Source organism: Streptomyces spirodelae (assembly GCF_017676385.1).
Classification (GTDB): domain Bacteria; phylum Actinomycetota; class Actinomycetes; order Streptomycetales; family Streptomycetaceae; genus Streptomyces; species Streptomyces spirodelae.
The window spans coordinates 32,870-49,031 of record NZ_JAFFZN010000039.1 but is presented as its reverse complement, the minus strand read 5'-3'; the positions used below and the strand labels follow the sequence as shown (position 1 = coordinate 49,031).

Below are 16,162 nucleotides of genomic sequence, written 5' to 3'. Positions count from 1 at the left end.
TGTGCGCTCGAGCGCCGGCGGTGCCGCTTCCGTGGCGGCGCCGCCGCACAGGAAGTAGCCTCCCGGCCATGCCGCACACAGCCGGGGGACAGCTCCCGGACCCCCGGACAGTGGTCACAGGGCCGATCGACCTGGCAGCCCGCGTCGACGAGGCGCTGGCCGTGCAGGCCGTCGCCTTCGGCCTGACCGACGAGGAGATCGGGGTCCGCAAACACATCGTGCTGCGTCATATGACCTCACCGGACGCGCGGGCCCTGGGCGCAACCACCGAGGAGGGCCGCCTCGTCGGGTTCGTCTACGGGATGCCCAACGACCGCTCCCAGTGGTGGTCGACGGTGGTGGAGCCGTATCTGCGCGAACAGGGCTGTGAGGACTGGCTGGACGACACGTTCGTCATCACCGAGTTGCATGTGCACCCGGCCTTTCAGCGCCGCGGCATCGGACGCGAGCTGATCACCCGCCTCACCGACGCCGCCACCGAGCCCCGCTCCCTCCTGTCGGCCCTCGACCTGGACAGCCCGGCCCGCGCCCTCTACCGCAGCCTGGGCTACCGCGACCTGGCCCGCCGGGTCCAGTTCCCGAGTGCGGTGCAGCCGTATGTCGTCATGGGGGCGTGGTTGCCGTTGGCGCGGGGGTGAGAGGGGCCCCGGGAGGGGCGGATCTCGTTTCCGTGCGGGCGGTCCGGGCCGATAGGCTCCGCATCGACGTGTTCCGTCACTCATCGCGAGTACAGCCCCGAGCAGGAGTCCCCATGGCAGCCCGTGTCCAGCGTTTGTCCAGGTCGATGCTGAAGACGCTGCGTGACGACCCGGCCGATGCGGAGACGCTCAGCCACAAGCTGCTGGTCCGCGCCGGGTACGTACGCCGCACCGCCGCCGGGATCTGGACGTGGCTCCCGCTGGGCAAGAAGGTGCTGGAGAACGTCACCCGTATCGTCCGCGAGGAGATGGACGCCATCGGCGGCCAGGAGGTGCTGCTCCCGGCGCTGCTGCCCAAGGAGCCCTACGAGGTCTCGGGACGCTACGAGGAGTACGGCGACCTGCTCTTCCGCCTCAAGGACCGCAAGGGCGGCGAGTACCTCCTGGGCCCGACGCACGAGGAGATCTTCGCGCAGGTCGTCAAGGACCAGTGCACCTCGTACAAGGACCTCCCGGCCATCGTCTACCAGATCCAGACCAAGTACCGGGACGAGGCCCGTCCGCGCTCGGGCATCCTGCGCGGCCGTGAGTTCACGATGAAGGACTCCTACTCCTTCGATGTCTCCGACGAGGCGCTGGCCGAGTCCTACGCCGCGCACCGCGTCGCCTACCAGCGCATCTTCGAGCGCCTGGGGCTGGACTACCGCATCGTCTCGGCCGTCTCCGGCGCCATGGGCGGCTCCGCATCCGAGGAGTTCCTGGCACCCGCCGCGGCCGGTGAGGACACCTATGTGCAGTGCCCGCAGTGCGGCTACGCGGCCAACACCGAGGCCGTCTCGGTCACCGTGCCGCCGTCCTCCACCGAGGGCCACGACCCGGTGGAGAAGCTCGACACCCCGGACACCCCCACCATCGAGACCCTGGCCGAGTACCTGGGTGTGCCGGCCTCGGCGACGCTGAAGAACCTGCTGGTGAAGGTCGACGGTGAGATCACCGCGGTCGGCGTCCCCGGCGACCGCGAGGTGGACCTGGGCAAGCTTGCCGAGCACTTGGCGCCCGCCACGGTCGAGGTCGTCACCGCCGAGGACTTCGAGGGGCGCGGCGACCTGGTGCGCGGCTACATCGGCCCGCAGGGCGGCATGGCGGGGAAGGCGTTCCGCTACCTCGCCGACCCGCGCGTGGCGCCCGGCACATCGTGGATCACCGGCGCCAACGAGGACGGCAAGCACGCCCGCAATGTGGTGTGCGGCCGGGACTTCGAGGTCGACCAGTACCTCGACGTCGTCGTGGTCGAGCCGGGCGACCCCTGCCCCAGGTGCGGTGCGGGCATCGAGCTGGACCGTGCCATCGAGATCGGTCACATCTTCCAGCTCGGCCGCAAGTACGCCGACGCGTTCGAGCTGGACGTGCTCGGCCAGGACGGCAAGCCGGTCCGCGTCACCATGGGCTCCTACGGCATCGGTGTCTCGCGTGCCGTGGCAGCGCTGGCCGAGCAGCACGCCGACGAGCAGGGCCTGTGCTGGCCCCGGGAGGTGGCGCCGGCCGAGGTGCACGTGGTCGCGGCGGGCAAGGCGCAGCAGACCGAGGCGGCGCTGGAGATCGCCGAGCGGCTCGGCGCGGCAGGCGTGCGGGTGATCGTGGACGACCGTACGAGCGTCTCACCGGGCGTGAAGTTCACCGACGCCGAGCTGATCGGCGTGCCGACCATCCTGGTCGCCGGACGGGGCATCAAGGATGGCCGTGTCGAGCTGAAGGACCGGCGCACGGGGGAGCGCGAAGAGCTGCCCATCGACGAGGCGGTCGCCCGCCTCAGCCAGGGCTGAGGGACCGGAGCAGAACAACTGTGGGGCCCCGCGACAGCAGGGGCCCCACGCCGTCACAGCCAGGCGGCGAACTCCAGCAGCATCTCCGCGTCCGCCGTGCTGCCACCGGCGTACTGTCTGCACGCCGACTCCACCGCGCGGTACAGCGCCCACTGGCGCACCCGTTCGCGCGGTACGTCCAGCGAGTCGGCGAGTTTGTTGACGCGGCGGCGGGTGACGGCAGGGGCGCCGGAGGACGCCATCAGGTCGTGCAGCCGGTCCCGGACCAGCCGCGCGAGGTCGTAGGCGGGCTCGCCCACCAGGGGGTCGGGCCCAACGGTCAGCCAGTGTGCGCGCTCCCCGGGCGCGGAGGCGGCCAGTACGGCGCCCTGCCGGAAGTCACCGTGCAGCAGCACGGGCTCGCCCCCGGGAGACTCGGCCAGCATCGTCTCGCGGGCTTCCAGCGCGGCGGCCACCAGCGGCTCGGCGTCCGGCGGTACGGCAGAACGCATCAGCTCCGCCTCCACGGCGGTGTGCTCGGCGACCGTCTCCAGGCCGTGCTCGGCGGGCGGCGGTACCCACAGGCGCCGTACCACCGAGACCGCCTCAAGGGTCGCCTTGGCCTCCGGGAGGGACCGCAGCGACACCTCGCACCGCAGACGTTCCAGCAGCAGCGCGCCGTCGTCCGGCGCGGCCCGCAACACCCGTGCCGCACCCAGTCCGTGCCAGGCGGTGAGTGCTTCGTACTCGCGTGCGGTACGTACCGGCGCGGGCGAGCCGTCGGGGGCCGGCAGTTTGAGCGCAGCCGGTGTGCCGTCCGCCTGCCGCACCAGTACCACCACACTGCTGCGCCCGCCGGGTGTCACCACCCGTTCGGCCACCAGCTCCCACCGTTCCAGCCACCGCTCCAGGAGTGCGGAGAGCCCTCGCAGCCAGTCCTGTGCCGCGGTGGCAGCGGCGGCGCCCTGCTGGGCGGCCAGGGCACGCACCAGCCGCTGCGGGGGTTGGAGGGGCAGCACAGAAGCCATTCCTCATGGGCCTTTCGTCAGGGCGTGTGCGCACGGCGTGCGCACACGGCGGCGTGGTCACAGAGTGCCGGGCGCTTCGGAGCCGGTCGGTGCTCCGGAGGGGGAGGCCGGAGAGTCCCCGGCGCCCAGTTCGGTGAGGCCCGGGAAGGCCACGCCGCCGCCCTTCCAGCGCACCGAGCGGACGGCGGCCTCGCGCAGCGCCTCGGCGGCGGTGCGCCGCCGCGCCCCCTCGCTTGCCCGCACCAGGTCCGCGTACACCCCCGCTATGCGGTCCTCCAACTGGGCCGCGAGGCGGACGGCGGCCTGGCTGTCGGGCACCGCGAAAGGCAGCGCGTAGGCAGCCGCGGCAGGCTCCGGCTCGCCGCCCAGCGAGCGGACGGCGCGGCGCAGCGCGTTCCGGCGGGTCCGGTGTGCCTCGTAGCACTCGCGGACCTGGCTCTTGTGGTTCTCGTCGATCCGCCCGCCGACAACTCCGTAGCCGTAAACGGCGGCGTGCTCGGCGCGCAACGCGGCCTGGAGTGCGGCCAGTTCCCTGGTGCGTTCCGTCATCTCTCCGCCGCCCCCTCGTGGTCCCCGCCGCTGTCCTCGCTCGCCTTCTTGCCGTGCTCGTCCAGCAGATACCTGTGCGCCGCGCCGCAGGCGGCCACCGAGGCCAGCAGGCGGGCGAACTCGGGCGGCGCGCTGTCCAGCGCCCTGGTACGCGCGTCGGCCAGCCGGCGCTCGGCCTCGGCGAGCGCCGCGAACGCCGCCTTCTCGCTCTTGGGCACGGACGCGGTGTCCGGGCTGGGCGGCCGCTCGGACGGGCTGTTCCTCCCGCCGGGCCGGTCCGAGCGGGCCGGCCCGGGCGAGCCGGAGGGCGACCTGGTCTCCGGCGAGCCGGACGGACCTGGCGAGGGACCCGTGGTGCCGGACTCGCGGCCCCGCAGCACCCGCACATGGCGGGCGACCTCCTCGCGCAGCGGACGCAGCGGTGCGGCGAGCGCCGGGTACACCTTGACGGTGCCGTCGTAGCGGGCGAGCAGGTGCTCGCTGTCGCGAGCCGCGCTTCCGCGCAGCCGGCGCGCCGTGTCCGCGCTCTCCCCGTCGGCGCTCTCCTGGCCCTCCTGGTCCGTGCAGGCCGATACGAGCGGCAGGCTGAACGCGGCGGAGGCGGCGCTCAGTGCGCCGGTCAGTATCGACCTGCGGCGTGGTCGTGCCGCCGCCGGTGACGGCGTGAGCGACATGTGCACTCCCTGGATGTGGGCGAACGAACGGCCAGACGGACTGCGGCCTCGCCCGGACTTGTGACCGCAGTGGGGCGCTGGTCACGCCCCGCGAGGGTACCCGGGGATGTTCCCGCGGCCGCCCGGGGCCACCCGGTGCCGGGCCGCTCCGTACCCGTACGCCGTACAGTGCCGCGTGCCGATACGGCCGTGCGTTACCCGACCGGTCGGCGCAGCCCGCCACAGACGATAGGCTTGGGCGGCGACACGCCCCTGTCACGAGGCCCCCTACAACAGCACACGCGGCCGAGGAGTCACCCGGATGAGCACCACCCAGAGCGAGAGGCTGCGCGGACTGCTGGAACCGCTCGTCAGCAAGAGGGGGTTGGATCTCGAAGAGATCGATGTGACCCCGGCCGGAAAGCGACGCGTGCTGCGTGTCGTCGTGGACGCTGATGACGGGGTCCAGTTGGACACCTGCGCGGAGCTGAGCCGCGCCTTCTCCGAAGTGCTCGACGAGAGCGACGCGATGGGTGGCGCCCCCTACGTGCTGGAGGTCACCTCCCCGGGTGCCGACCGCCCGCTGACCGAGCAGCGGCACTTCCGCCGCGCCGTCGGGCGGCTCATCAAGGTGCAGCCGACCGAGGCCGCCGGCGGCGGCGAGCTGACGGCCCGCCTCACCGCCGTCGATGACGCGGGCGTGGATCTCCAGGTGCCCGGCGTCAAGGGGCGCAAGCCCACGGCCCGCAGACTCGCCTTCGACGAGATCGCCAAGGCGCGGGTCGAGATCGAGTTCAACCGCAAGGCCGCGGAGCAGCCGCGGCGCACCTCCGCGGCCGGCGACGCCGAAGCCGCCGGGAACGAGAACGAGGAGGAGGCGTAGCCGTGGACATCGACATGAGTGCCCTGCGCGGGCTGGTCAGGGAGAAGGAGATCTCCCTGGACCTGTTGGTCGAGGCGATCGAGTCGGCCCTCCTCATCGCGTACCACCGCACCGAGGGCAGCAGGCGGGACGCGCGCGTCGAGCTGAACCGCAAGACGGGCCACGTCACGGTGTGGGCCAAGGAGAGCCCCGAGGAGCTCGAAGAGGGCGCCGAGCCGCGGGAGTTCGACGACACCCCCACCGGCTTCGGCCGGATCGCAGCGACGACGGCCAAGCAGGTCATCCTGCAGCGGCTGCGGGACGCCGAGGAGGAGGTCACCTTCGGCGAGTACGCGGGACGCGAGGGCGATGTCGTCGCGGGCGTCGTGCAGCAGGGCAAGGACCCCAAGAGCGTGCTGGTGGACATCGGCAAGCTGGAGGCCATCCTGCCGCCGCAGGAGCAGGTCCCCGGTGAGGACTACGCACACGGCACCCGGCTGCGCACCTACGTCGTCCGCGTCGCCAAGGGCGTGCGCGGGCCGTCGGTGACCCTCTCGCGCACCCACCCCAACCTGGTCAAGAAGCTCTTCGAGCTGGAGGTCCCGGAGATCGCCGACGGTTCGGTGGAGATCTCCGCCATCGCTCGCGAGGCGGGCCACCGCACGAAGATCGCCGTACGGTCCACCCGCTCGGGCCTGAACGCCAAGGGCGCCTGCATCGGTCCGATGGGCGGCCGGGTGCGCAATGTCATGGCGGAGCTGCACGGCGAGAAGATCGACATCGTGGACTGGTCCGAGGACCCGGCCGAACTGGTCGCCAACGCCCTGTCCCCGGCGCGGGTGAGCAAGGTGGAGATCCTCGACCTGGCGGCACGTTCCGCGCGGGTCACCGTGCCCGATTACCAGCTGTCACTGGCCATCGGCAAGGAAGGCCAGAACGCCCGGCTCGCAGCGCGGCTCACCGGCTGGCGGATCGACATCCGTCCTGACACCGCCGAGGCGACGAGCGGGGACGATCACTCCCAGGGCCGCCCCGCCGAGCAGGGCTGAGCCGGGCCGGAGCAACCCAGCTGAGTCGCCCGGTAGCAGCCTGTAGTGATCACGGAGCGCGTCCGGGTGGGCGCGTCCGGCTGCGAATGAGTAACGGCGCCCTTACCCCCCAACGGGTTTCGGGGCTTCGGGGAGGTAGACTTAACCAGTGTCTGGCCGGACGCGTGGTCGGGCGTGCCCTCAGCGGACCTGCGTGGGCTGCCGGGAGCGCACCGACAAGGATGTTCTGCTGCGATTGGTGCTGATCGGGGGAAGCCTGATCCCCGATCTTCGCGGTAGGCTGCCCGGTCGGGGTGCATATGTGCACTCCGTTCCGTCCTGTCTCGAGCAGGCCGTCCGGCGCCGGGCATTCAACCGGGCCTTTCGAGGTCCGGGTCCGTTCGACCTCGCGGAGCTGCGGGAGCACGTGGAGCGGAACGCACAGACCAGCACCGAAAGACTGTAAGCACAGCCCGTACGGAACCTCCGTTCGGGGAGAGGTACCTCGCGAGTGGGAAGTAGGTCGAGATTGCGATGAGCACTCGATGAGTACGCGATGAGTACGCCCATGCATCAGTAGCGAAGGTCCGGCGGACGATCCCCCGGGCCGTAAGGAGCGAAGTGGCTAAGGTCCGGGTATACGAACTCGCCAAGGAACTTGGAGTGGAGAGCAAGGTCGTGATGGCCAAGCTCCAAGAACTCGGTGAATTCGTCCGTTCGGCGTCCTCGACGATCGAGGCGCCGGTAGTCCGCAAACTGACAGACGCGTTCGACGCGGGCTCCGGCGGTGGCGCCAAGAAGTCCGCAGCGAAGCCCGCGGCGCCCAAGAAGGCAGCCGCCAAGCCCGCCGCACCCAAGCCGGGTGCGAGCGCGCCGAAGCCGGGCGCACCGAAGCCCGGTGCCCCCAAGCCGGGCCCCGAGGCCCCGGTGACCCCTGCCCCGAGCCCCGCACAGGGCGAGACGGGTGCGCCCGAGGCTCCCAAGCCCGGCGCCCCGAAGCCCGGTGCGCCCAAGCCGGGGCCCGCACAGCCCGCAGCGCCCGCGAAGCCGGACTTCCAGGCGCCGCCCGCCGCGCCGGGCGCACCCAAGCCGGGCCAGACCCCGCGGCCCGGTGGCCAGGCTCCCAAGCCGGGCCAGGCCCCCAAGCCGGGTCAGACGCCGCGTCCGGGCGGTCAGGGTCGTCCGCAGGGTGGCCAGGCCCCCAAGCCGGGTGCGCGCCCCTCAGGGCCGCGTCCGGGTAACAACCCCTTCACCTCCGGTGGCTCCACCGGGATGGCGCGCCCGCAGGCGCCTCGTTCCGGTGGTGCCCCCAAGCCGGGCGCTCCGAAGCCGGGTGCGCCCAAGCCGGGCCAGGGTCCCGGCGGCGCGGGCCAGGCGGGTCCGCGTCCGCAGGCTCCGGGTGGCGGTCGTGCCACGCCGGGCAACATGCCTCGTCCGCAGGCCCCGCAGGGCGGCGGCCCGCGTCCGGGTGGTGGCGGCGGTAACCGTCCGAACCCGGGCATGATGCCGCAGCGTCCCGCCGCGGGCCCGCGTCCGGGTCCCGGCCGTGGCGGTCCCGGCGGCGGTGGCCGTCCGGGCGGCGGCGGTGGCCGTCCCGGTGGCGGTGGCGGCTTCGCCGGGCGCCCCGGTGGCGGTGGCGGCGGTCGTCCCGGTGGCGGTGGCGGCTTCGCCGGCCGTCCCGGCGGCGGTGGCCGTCCCGGTTTCGCCGGTCGCCCGGGTGGTCCCGGTGGCCGTGGCGGCACGCAGGGCGCGTTCGGCCGTCCCGGCGGTCCGGCCCGTCGTGGCCGCAAGTCGAAGCGGCAGCGGCGCCAGGAGTACGAGCAGATGCAGGCGCCGTCCGTCGGCGGTGTGATGCTGCCGCGCGGCAAGGGCGAGACCGTCCGGCTGTCGCGTGGTGCCTCGCTCACGGACTTCGCGGAGAAGATCAACGCCAACCCGGCGTCGCTGGTCCAGGTGATGTTCAACCTGGGCGAGATGGTCACCGCGACCCAGTCTGTCTCCGACGAGACGCTGCACCTCCTCGGCGAGGAGATGAACTACGTCGTCCAGATCGTCAGCCCGGAGGAGGAGGACCGCGAGCTTCTCGAGTCCTTCGACATCGAGTTCGGCGAGGACGAGGGCGGCGAGACGGCGCTCATGCCGCGTCCGCCGGTGGTGACCGTCATGGGTCACGTCGACCACGGTAAGACGAGGCTGCTGGACGCGATCCGGAAGACCAACGTCATCGAGGGCGAGGCCGGCGGCATCACCCAGCACATCGGCGCCTACCAGGCGTCGACCGAGGTGAACGACGAAGAGCGCAAGATCACCTTCATCGACACCCCTGGCCACGAGGCGTTCACCGCCATGCGTGCCCGCGGTGCCAAGTCGACCGACATCGCGATCCTGGTCGTCGCGGCCAACGACGGCGTGATGCCGCAGACCGTCGAGGCGCTCAACCACGCCAAGGCGGCCGACGTGCCGATCGTCGTCGCGGTCAACAAGATCGACGTCGAGGGTGCCGACCCGACCAAGGTCCGCGGCCAGCTCACCGAGTACGGGCTGGTGGCCGAGGAGTACGGCGGCGACACGATGTTCGTCGACATCTCCGCGCGCCAGGGGCTGAACATCGAGGAGCTGCTGGAGGCCGTGGTCCTGACCGCGGACGCCTCGCTCGACCTGCGGGCCAACCCCGACCAGGACGCGCAGGGCATCGCGATCGAAGCCCACCTCGACCGCGGCCGCGGCGCCGTGGCGACCGTGCTGGTGCAGCGCGGAACGCTGCGGGTCGGCGACACCATGGTGGTGGGCGACGCCTACGGCCGGGTGCGCGCGATGCTCGACGACAAGGGCGAGAACATCAAGGAAGCGGGTCCCTCGACCCCCGTCCTGGTGCTCGGTCTCACCAATGTCCCGGGCGCGGGCGACAACTTCCTGGTGGTCGAGGAGGACCGTACGGCCCGGCAGATCGCCGAGAAGCGCGCGGCGCGCGAGCGCAACGCGGCCTTTGCCAAGCGGACCCGCCGCGTCTCCCTGGAGGACCTGGACAAGGTGCTCAAGGCGGGCGAGGTGCAGCAGCTCAACCTCATCATCAAGGGCGACGCGTCCGGTTCGGTCGAGGCCCTGGAGTCCTCGCTGCTCCAGCTCGACGTCGGCGAAGAGGTGGACCTGCGCATCCTGCACCGCGGTGTGGGTGCGGTCACCGAGACCGACATCGACCTGGCGACCGGATCCGACGCCATCGTCATCGGCTTCAACGTCCGCGCCGAGGGGCGTGCGACGCAGCTGGCCGAGCGCGAGGGTGTGGACGTCCGCTACTACTCGGTGATCTACCAGGTCATCGAGGAGATCGAGGCGGCCCTGAAGGGCATGCTCAAGCCGGAGTACGAAGAGGTCGAGCTGGGTACGGCGGAGATCCGCGAGATCTTCCGCTCGTCCAAGCTGGGCAACATCGCGGGTGTCATCATCCGCTCCGGCGAGGTGCGCAGGAACACCAAGGCCCGTGTCATCCGGGACGGCAAGGTCGTGGCGGAGAACCTCAACATCGAGGGCCTGCGCCGCTTCAAGGACGATGTGACCGAGATCCGCGAAGGCTTCGAGGGCGGTATCAACCTCGGAAACTTCAACGACATCAAGATCGACGACGTCATCGCGACATACGAGATGAGGGAAAAGCCGCGAGGCTGACCCGCTCCCTCGAACCGGGGCCGACCGGCGGAAGATATTTCCGTCGATCGGCCCCGGCCGTTGCGTGTACGGTGCCAGTGACTGGCACGCCCAGCCTCCGCTGGGCGGTACCCCAAGGCCCCACGGGTGGCATGACCCGCACTGTATGTACGTAGGGACGCTGTCCTTCGATCTGCTTCTCGGCGACGTGCGGTCGCTCAAGGAGAAGCGCTCCGTCGTCCGACCCATCGTCGCCGAGCTGCAGCGCAAATACGCGGTCAGCGTGGCGGAGACGGGCGAACAGGACCTCTACCGCCGGGCTCGAATCGGACTGGCGGCGGTGTCCGGGGACGCGGGGCACCTCAGTGACGTGCTGGACCGCTGCGAGCGGCTGGTCGCCGCGCGTCCTGAGATTGAACTGCTGTCCGTGCGGCGGCGGTTCCACGGCGACGACGATGACTAGCCGCTCTGTGGAGGCTGGTCGGAAGCGGTCGCGGCTACTCAGAACAGCAGTAACGCAGGATGCAGCAGCGCGTGAGCGCATGGCGCAGAGCAAGGAGACGGACCAGTGGCCGACAATGCGCGGGCGAAGAGGCTGGCGGACCTCATCCGTGAGGTGGTCGCCGAGAAGCTGCACCGGGGGATCAAGGACCCGCGGCTCGGCACACACGTGACCGTTACGGACACCAGGGTCACCGGCGACCTCAGGGAGGCGACGGTCTTCTACACCGTCTACGGCGACGAGGAGGATCGCAAGGCCGCGGCAGCGGGTCTGGAGAGCGCCAAGGGCGTGCTCCGCTCCGCCGTCGGCTCGGCGGCCGGCATCAAGCACACGCCGAGCCTCACGTTCGTCGCCGACGCGCTCCCGGAGACCGCCAAGACCATCGACGAGGCGCTCGCCAGGGCCCGGGCCGCCGACGAGGAGGTCCGCAAGGCTTCCTCCGGCGCTTCGTACGCGGGCGAGCCCGACCCGTACCGCAAGCCGGGAGAATCCGCTCTCGACGACGAGGAGCCGCCCGCCGATGCGGACGGCGGGGATGCTTCCGGTGGCAAGGACGAGAGCGCCTGACCTGTGGCACGCAAGAGAGACAACGGACCCGGCGGGCTGATCATCGTCGACAAGCCCGCCGGGTTCACCTCGCACGACGTGGTGGCCAAGCTGCGCGGTATGGCCCGCACCCGCCGTGTCGGGCATGCGGGGACCCTCGACCCGATGGCCACCGGTGTACTGGTCATCGGCACCGAGCGGGCCACCCGGCTGCTCGGCCACCTCGCCCTGACGGAGAAGGAGTACGTGGCGACCGTCCGGCTCGGTCAGGACACCGTGACGGAGGACGCCGAGGGCGAGATCACCGCCTCGCGGGGCGCCAAGGACCTGGACCGGGAGCGCGTGGAGGCAGCGGTGGCCACGCTGACCGGACAGATCCTGCAGGTGCCCTCTGCCGTCAGCGCGGTCAAGGTGGACGGCAGGCGCGCGTATGCGCGGGTGCGTGAGGGCGAGGAGGTCGAGCTGGCCGCCCGGCCGGTCACCGTCTCCTCGTTCGTGGTGCACGACATGCGGGAGGAAACTGCCGAGGAGGGCACTCCGGTCACCGATCTGCTGGTGTCCGTGGTGTGCTCGTCCGGCACCTATGTGCGCGCACTCGCCCGTGATCTGGGCGCAGCGCTGGGCACGGGCGGCCATCTGACCGCACTGCGGCGCACCCGGGTCGGCCCGTACGGGCTGGACGGTGCCCACACCCTGGAGCGGCTCCAGGAGCACGTGGACGCCGAGGAGCCGCTGCCCGTACTGCCGTTGGGCGAGGCCGCGGCTGCCGCGTTCTCCCGCTGGGACGTGGACGAGGAGCAGGCGCGGCGCATCGGCAACGGCGTCCAGCTGCGGATGCCGTCGGACGCGGGCGGACCGGGCCCTGTCGCGGTGTTCGGCCCGGGCGGACGGTTCGTCGCGCTGGTGGAGGAGCGGAGCGGCAGGGCGAAGAGCCTGGCGGTCTTCGTCTAGCGGCCAACGGCTGGCGGCCGCGGCCAACGGCTGGCGGCCCACGGTCTGGCTGCCGACGGCTGGCGGCCCGCGCCGCCGGGGCGCCTCCCCTGACGGGTGAAGCGCCGGGGATATCCCTGTTCACCGGTCGGTTCACCCGAGTGGGCGGGCGCTCGGGGTGAAGCGTGGGCGCGGGCGGGGGCGCGTTCGGCGCCGGACCTGTCGCCGCTGATCAACTCCGCTCTACGGTCGACGCGGCGGTGTGGGCCGGCGCGGAGGTTCGAGCGATGTCGACGGTGTGCGGGAGACCCACCCTGGTTCGTATCCGCGATCTGGCGGGACGGCCGCGCGGTCTGGGCTTCGTCGCCGACGGACTCGGCACGGTGGTCACCAGCCATGAGGCGGTGGACGGCCTCGGGAGGGTCGTCCTGCACGCCGGAGACGGCACTCGCAGCACCCTCGTCGCGGCCGACCGTGACATCACGCCGGTGCCGCGGTGGAACCTGGCGCTCATCCGCACACCTGGGCTGCACCATCTGGACCCGCTGGTCATCGGCGGAGAACGAACCCGCCCCGGCACCCCGGCCGTGCTGCTGACCGAGGACGAGGCGCTGCACGCGACGCTCATCGGGACCGTACCCGCCACCTACACCTCCACCGCCCGCTACCACGCCATGGAACGGGTGCTCCAAGTGGAGCTGCCGGAGGCCGACGGTGTCCCGCTGCGGCTCTCCCGCAGGGCGTCGGGCGCCCCCGTCGTGGACGCGGCGACCGGGGCCGTCCTCGGCGTCCTGGGCACCGCGCTGCACGCGACCTCGGGGCGGCGTGGAACGTTCGCGGTGCCGCTGCGGGCCGCGGGCATGGCGGCACCCGACGGCCCGCTCGGGGTACTGCTGCGGCGCAACGGTGCGGTGGTACCCGGGTTCGGGCCCGATCTGAACCTGGCCGGCGTGCTGCGACTGACGGCCGCCTGTGTGGGCCCCGCGGTCGAGCGGTGTGCCCACGCGGTGACCCGGCCGGAAGTCGCCGAGGCATTCGAGATGTTCGCACACAGCGGTGCTTCCGTCCTCGCACTGGTCGGCGCCCCCGGTACGGGCCGCACCACCGAACTGGCCGCGGCGATTGCCCGGAGGGCGCGGGCGGCCGCTCCCGCGCCGAGCGTCTGGCTGCGCGGTGCCGACCTGCGGCCGGACGACACGGACCTCGGCGAGGCGGTCGGCCGCGCGCTCGCAGGGGTCGCACCCTGCCCCGGAGACGCCCACAGTGCGGACCCCGATCTGGTGGCCCGTCTCGCGTCCGCTGCCGGCCGTCCGCTGCTCGTACTGCTGGACGCGCCCGAGGAGATGCCCCTCCAACTCGCGCACACGCTGCCGCAGTGGACCGCCTCTACGGCGAGCTGGCTGAGAGCCTCCGGAGCGCGGCTCGCCGTCGCCTGCCGCCCCGAGCACTGGGAACAGGCGGCCGCGCTCTTTCCCGCCGACATGCTCTACGCACTCGCCGGTACCGACGGCAGCGTCCGGGTGGGTGGCCTGCCGAGACGGCAGGCCACCCGCGCACAGACCGCCTACGGACTGCCGGACGGCCTTCTGGCACCCCGCGACGCCGGGCACCCCCTGGCGATGCGGATGCTGTCCCAAGTGCGTGCCGCGCAAGGCGCGCTGTGCGGACGGCGACCACCGGGTGGGTCGGAGGCGGACCCGGCCGACAGGGAGGGTGAGCGGGCCCCTGCCCGGCACGAGATCTTCTCCGCCTTTCTCGACCTGCTCTGCCTCCGTATCGCGCGGCGTCTGACCTCGTGCACCGAGGGCGAGGGCTCGGAAGGTGAGGGCTCGGACGGCTCGGAAAGTGAGGCCCCGGACGGCGAGGGCTCGGAAAGTGAGGCCCCAGGCGACGAGGGCTCGGAAGGAGAGGACTCCGGGGCTGTACGGCGGCTCGCGGCCCGGGTCGCGGGGCGACTGCACGAGGCCGCGCGGCGCTGCCTCGGGTCGGGGCAGGGAGATCTGAGCCGCGCGGCCTTCGACGAGCTCTTCCCGCGGCGCGGTGGCTGGGCGTCCGCCGTGCTGGCGGAGGGCGTGCTGGCCCCGGCAGGCGAGGGATACCGGTTCGTGGACGAAGAGTTCTCCGACTGGCTGCAGGGCTGCCACCTGGATCTCGACGGAGCGCTGGACGCGCTCGTGGGCAACCGGAGCCAGGGCGACGCGACCGAGGCGCCACCGGTGCCACACCACCGCATCTCACCGGTCGTCCAGGCGTTGCTGCTGTGCGACCGGAGAGACGGCGCGGTGGCGCTCACTCCCCGGCTGCGACGGCTGGCGGACTCCTTGGTCGATCCTTTGGCCGAGGCGGCGGACAAGGCGGACGTAGCACAGGGGCAGCCGACGGGCGAGGCAGGACAGGTCCCTGGGGAAGCACCTGGCGAGGTGGTCTGGTGGGCGGTGCACCTGCTGGCGGGGACGCTTCCGCTGTTGCCCGACGCGAGCCCGTACACGCAGGTGCTGGCGTGCCTGGCCCGACGAGTGGCAGAGCGGCAGGAGAGCGCCACGGTGCGGGAACACTTCGGGCCCCGTTTCTGGCACGGACTGCCGCTCACGGTGGCCGACAAGGCCGGACTGCTGCGGCACCTGCTGCCCGCCGACCCGCCGGCGGACCGGCCGTGCGAACAGGGCCGCAGCCTCGACCTGCTGGGGGAACTGCTGGTCGCCGAACCGGTCGCCGTGCAGCGGTTGTTGTGCGAGTGGTTCAGCGACCAGCGGCCGTTGCGGCGGCGTACGGACGTGGAGAGCCGTACCGTGCCCACCGTCGCGACGGCGGCGCAGGCGCTGCTGTACACCCACCGGAACCGCGCCGCCGACGACCTTGCCGACGCCCTCGTGGACGCGGCACACCCGTGCGCCGACGAACTCCTGGCCGAGCTGGTGCACGACGAACTCTCCGTCATGTGCCGAGCTGTCGAGCGGTGGGCCCACGACAGCCGGGACAGCCGCGACAGCCGCTGGACGGCCGCCGCCCGCTACGGGGTTCAGGCCGCGCGCCTGGCGCGGAGCGGGACCGACCGGAAGCCGCTGCGGTCCGCCGCGCTCGCACTGCTGCACCGCAGCGCGGGCACCGACCTGCGCACGGCGGCTCTCACCATGCTCGTTCGGGACCCGCACCCGCACGGCCGCACACGGCACATGGCGGCCGCGCTGTGCCGCTTCTCCGACACCGGGGACGCGGAGCTGGCCGCTTCCCTGGGCACCGCACTGACCACGCACCCGGAGCCGGTTCTCGCCGCCTTCCGCTCGCTGCTGACCGAGCCCGGCGATCCGGCGGCGCAGTCGGAGGCCGTACGGGCGCTCGCCCGGGTACGCACCCCGGCACTGGCCCGCCGGGCCGCCGCGCTCGTACGCGCATACGCCGAGCTCCGTCCGTGGCGGGCGCGCGAGGACGTGGCCGCCTTCGTGGGCCACCGGCTGCGGCACGGGCCGGGCGCCCGCGAGGTGCTGCTTCCCCTGGTGACGGAGCTGCTGCGGGAACAGGAGCCTCCCCTCAGGGCGGAGCTCGCGCGGGTGCTGGGCATGGGGGAGGGTCCGCTGCGCGACGAGCTGCTCGACCTGCTGCTCGCCCAGGAGCGCGACGTATCCGTCCTGGAGGCCGCCCTCGAGGCCGTGTCCCGGCGCGCGACCGCCCCCCGGCCGCGGCGCCTGCCCACAAACGGAACCGGCCCGCCCAGCGGCAACGGCCACAGAGCCGAGGCATGGGCCGACAAGAAGGCGGACAAGAGAGCTGACAGGAGGGGTGACCAGAGAGCCGATCAGAAGGCCGGCAAAAGGGCCGACGAGAGGCCCGACCAGAAGGCCTGCAAAAAGGCCGACCAGAGAGCCGGGGGGACGCTGGTGCGGCACATCGGGACGGAGGGCCGGTACGGCGCCGAGAGCGGTCTCCTTCGGCCGGGCGCTCGCGGCTCCCACCCGTGAGCCGCCCGGAGGTGGGTCCGTGC

General features: G+C 72.4%; 13 protein-coding genes. 10 read left to right on the top strand and 3 right to left on the bottom strand.

Translation table 11 applies throughout. The annotated features are described in order from the left end of the window. Positions 1-68 precede the first annotated feature (68 nt). Together JW592_RS30145 and JW592_RS30140 are read left to right on the top strand one after the other, a co-directional pair. Positions 69-638, top strand: coding sequence for a GNAT family N-acetyltransferase (locus JW592_RS30145; protein WP_209268434.1), 570 nt, complete (start codon positions 69-71; stop codon positions 636-638). Between the two features lie 113 nt (positions 639-751). After that, positions 752-2,461 (top strand): proline--tRNA ligase, encoded by a 1,710-nt coding sequence (locus JW592_RS30140; protein WP_209268433.1) that lies wholly within the window; start codon positions 752-754, stop codon positions 2,459-2,461. Between the two features lie 53 nt (positions 2,462-2,514). Here the strand turns inward: JW592_RS30140 and JW592_RS30135 are convergent, their stop codons facing one another. The 3 genes from JW592_RS30135 to JW592_RS30125 are packed head-to-tail and all read right to left on the bottom strand — an operon-like array spanning position 2,515 to position 4,691. Then, on the bottom strand, positions 2,515-3,468 hold the full coding sequence (locus JW592_RS30135) for an aminoglycoside phosphotransferase family protein (protein ID WP_209268432.1): 954 nt from the start codon (positions 3,466-3,468) through the stop codon (positions 2,515-2,517). 57 nt (positions 3,469-3,525) lie between these two features. Further along, the gene (locus JW592_RS30130) at positions 3,526-4,017 is read right to left on the bottom strand and encodes a ferritin-like domain-containing protein (protein ID WP_209268431.1); all 492 of its coding nucleotides are present in this window, start codon (positions 4,015-4,017) and stop codon (positions 3,526-3,528) included. Further along, on the bottom strand, positions 4,014-4,691 hold the full coding sequence (locus tag JW592_RS30125; RefSeq protein ID WP_209268430.1) for a hypothetical protein: 678 nt from the start codon (positions 4,689-4,691) through the stop codon (positions 4,014-4,016). Before JW592_RS30125 ends, JW592_RS30130 begins: the two co-directional genes overlap by 4 nt. A 301-nt stretch (positions 4,692-4,992) precedes the next feature. Here JW592_RS30125 and rimP point away from each other — a divergent pair, with 301 nt between their 5' ends. The 8 genes from rimP (at position 4,993) to JW592_RS30085 (ending at position 16,139) form a co-directional block, all read left to right on the top strand. Beyond that, a complete protein-coding gene (gene rimP / locus JW592_RS30120) occupies positions 4,993-5,553 on the top strand; it encodes a ribosome maturation factor RimP (protein ID WP_209268429.1) in 561 nt (186 codons plus the stop codon). A gap of 2 nt (positions 5,554-5,555) precedes the next feature. Next, positions 5,556-6,581 carry a transcription termination factor NusA gene (nusA, locus tag JW592_RS30115; RefSeq protein ID WP_209268428.1) on the top strand — a complete coding sequence of 342 codons (1,026 nt, stop codon included), beginning with the start codon at positions 5,556-5,558 and terminating at the stop codon, positions 6,579-6,581. Positions 6,582-6,729: 148 nt separating this feature from the next. Beyond that, positions 6,730-7,026 carry a YlxR family protein gene (locus JW592_RS30110; RefSeq protein ID WP_209268427.1) on the top strand — a complete coding sequence of 99 codons (297 nt, stop codon included), beginning with the start codon at positions 6,730-6,732 and terminating at the stop codon, positions 7,024-7,026. Positions 7,027-7,181: 155 nt separating this feature from the next. Continuing rightward, on the top strand, positions 7,182-10,226 hold the full coding sequence (gene infB / locus JW592_RS30105; protein WP_209268426.1) for a translation initiation factor IF-2: 3,045 nt from the start codon (positions 7,182-7,184) through the stop codon (positions 10,224-10,226). A gap of 145 nt (positions 10,227-10,371) precedes the next feature. After that, positions 10,372-10,668 (top strand): DUF503 domain-containing protein, encoded by a 297-nt coding sequence (locus tag JW592_RS30100; protein ID WP_209268425.1) that lies wholly within the window; start codon positions 10,372-10,374, stop codon positions 10,666-10,668. Positions 10,669-10,773: 105 nt separating this feature from the next. Then, positions 10,774-11,274, top strand: a complete 501-nt coding sequence (gene rbfA, locus JW592_RS30095; RefSeq protein ID WP_209268424.1) for a 30S ribosome-binding factor RbfA — start codon at positions 10,774-10,776, stop codon at positions 11,272-11,274. 3 nt (positions 11,275-11,277) lie between these two features. Next, positions 11,278-12,204 (top strand): tRNA pseudouridine(55) synthase TruB, encoded by a 927-nt coding sequence (gene truB / locus JW592_RS30090; protein WP_209268423.1) that lies wholly within the window; start codon positions 11,278-11,280, stop codon positions 12,202-12,204. A 266-nt stretch (positions 12,205-12,470) separates the two neighbouring features. After that, on the top strand, positions 12,471-16,139 hold the full coding sequence (locus JW592_RS30085) for a S1C family serine protease (RefSeq protein ID WP_209268422.1): 3,669 nt from the start codon (positions 12,471-12,473) through the stop codon (positions 16,137-16,139). The last annotated feature ends 23 nt before the right edge of the window (positions 16,140-16,162 follow it).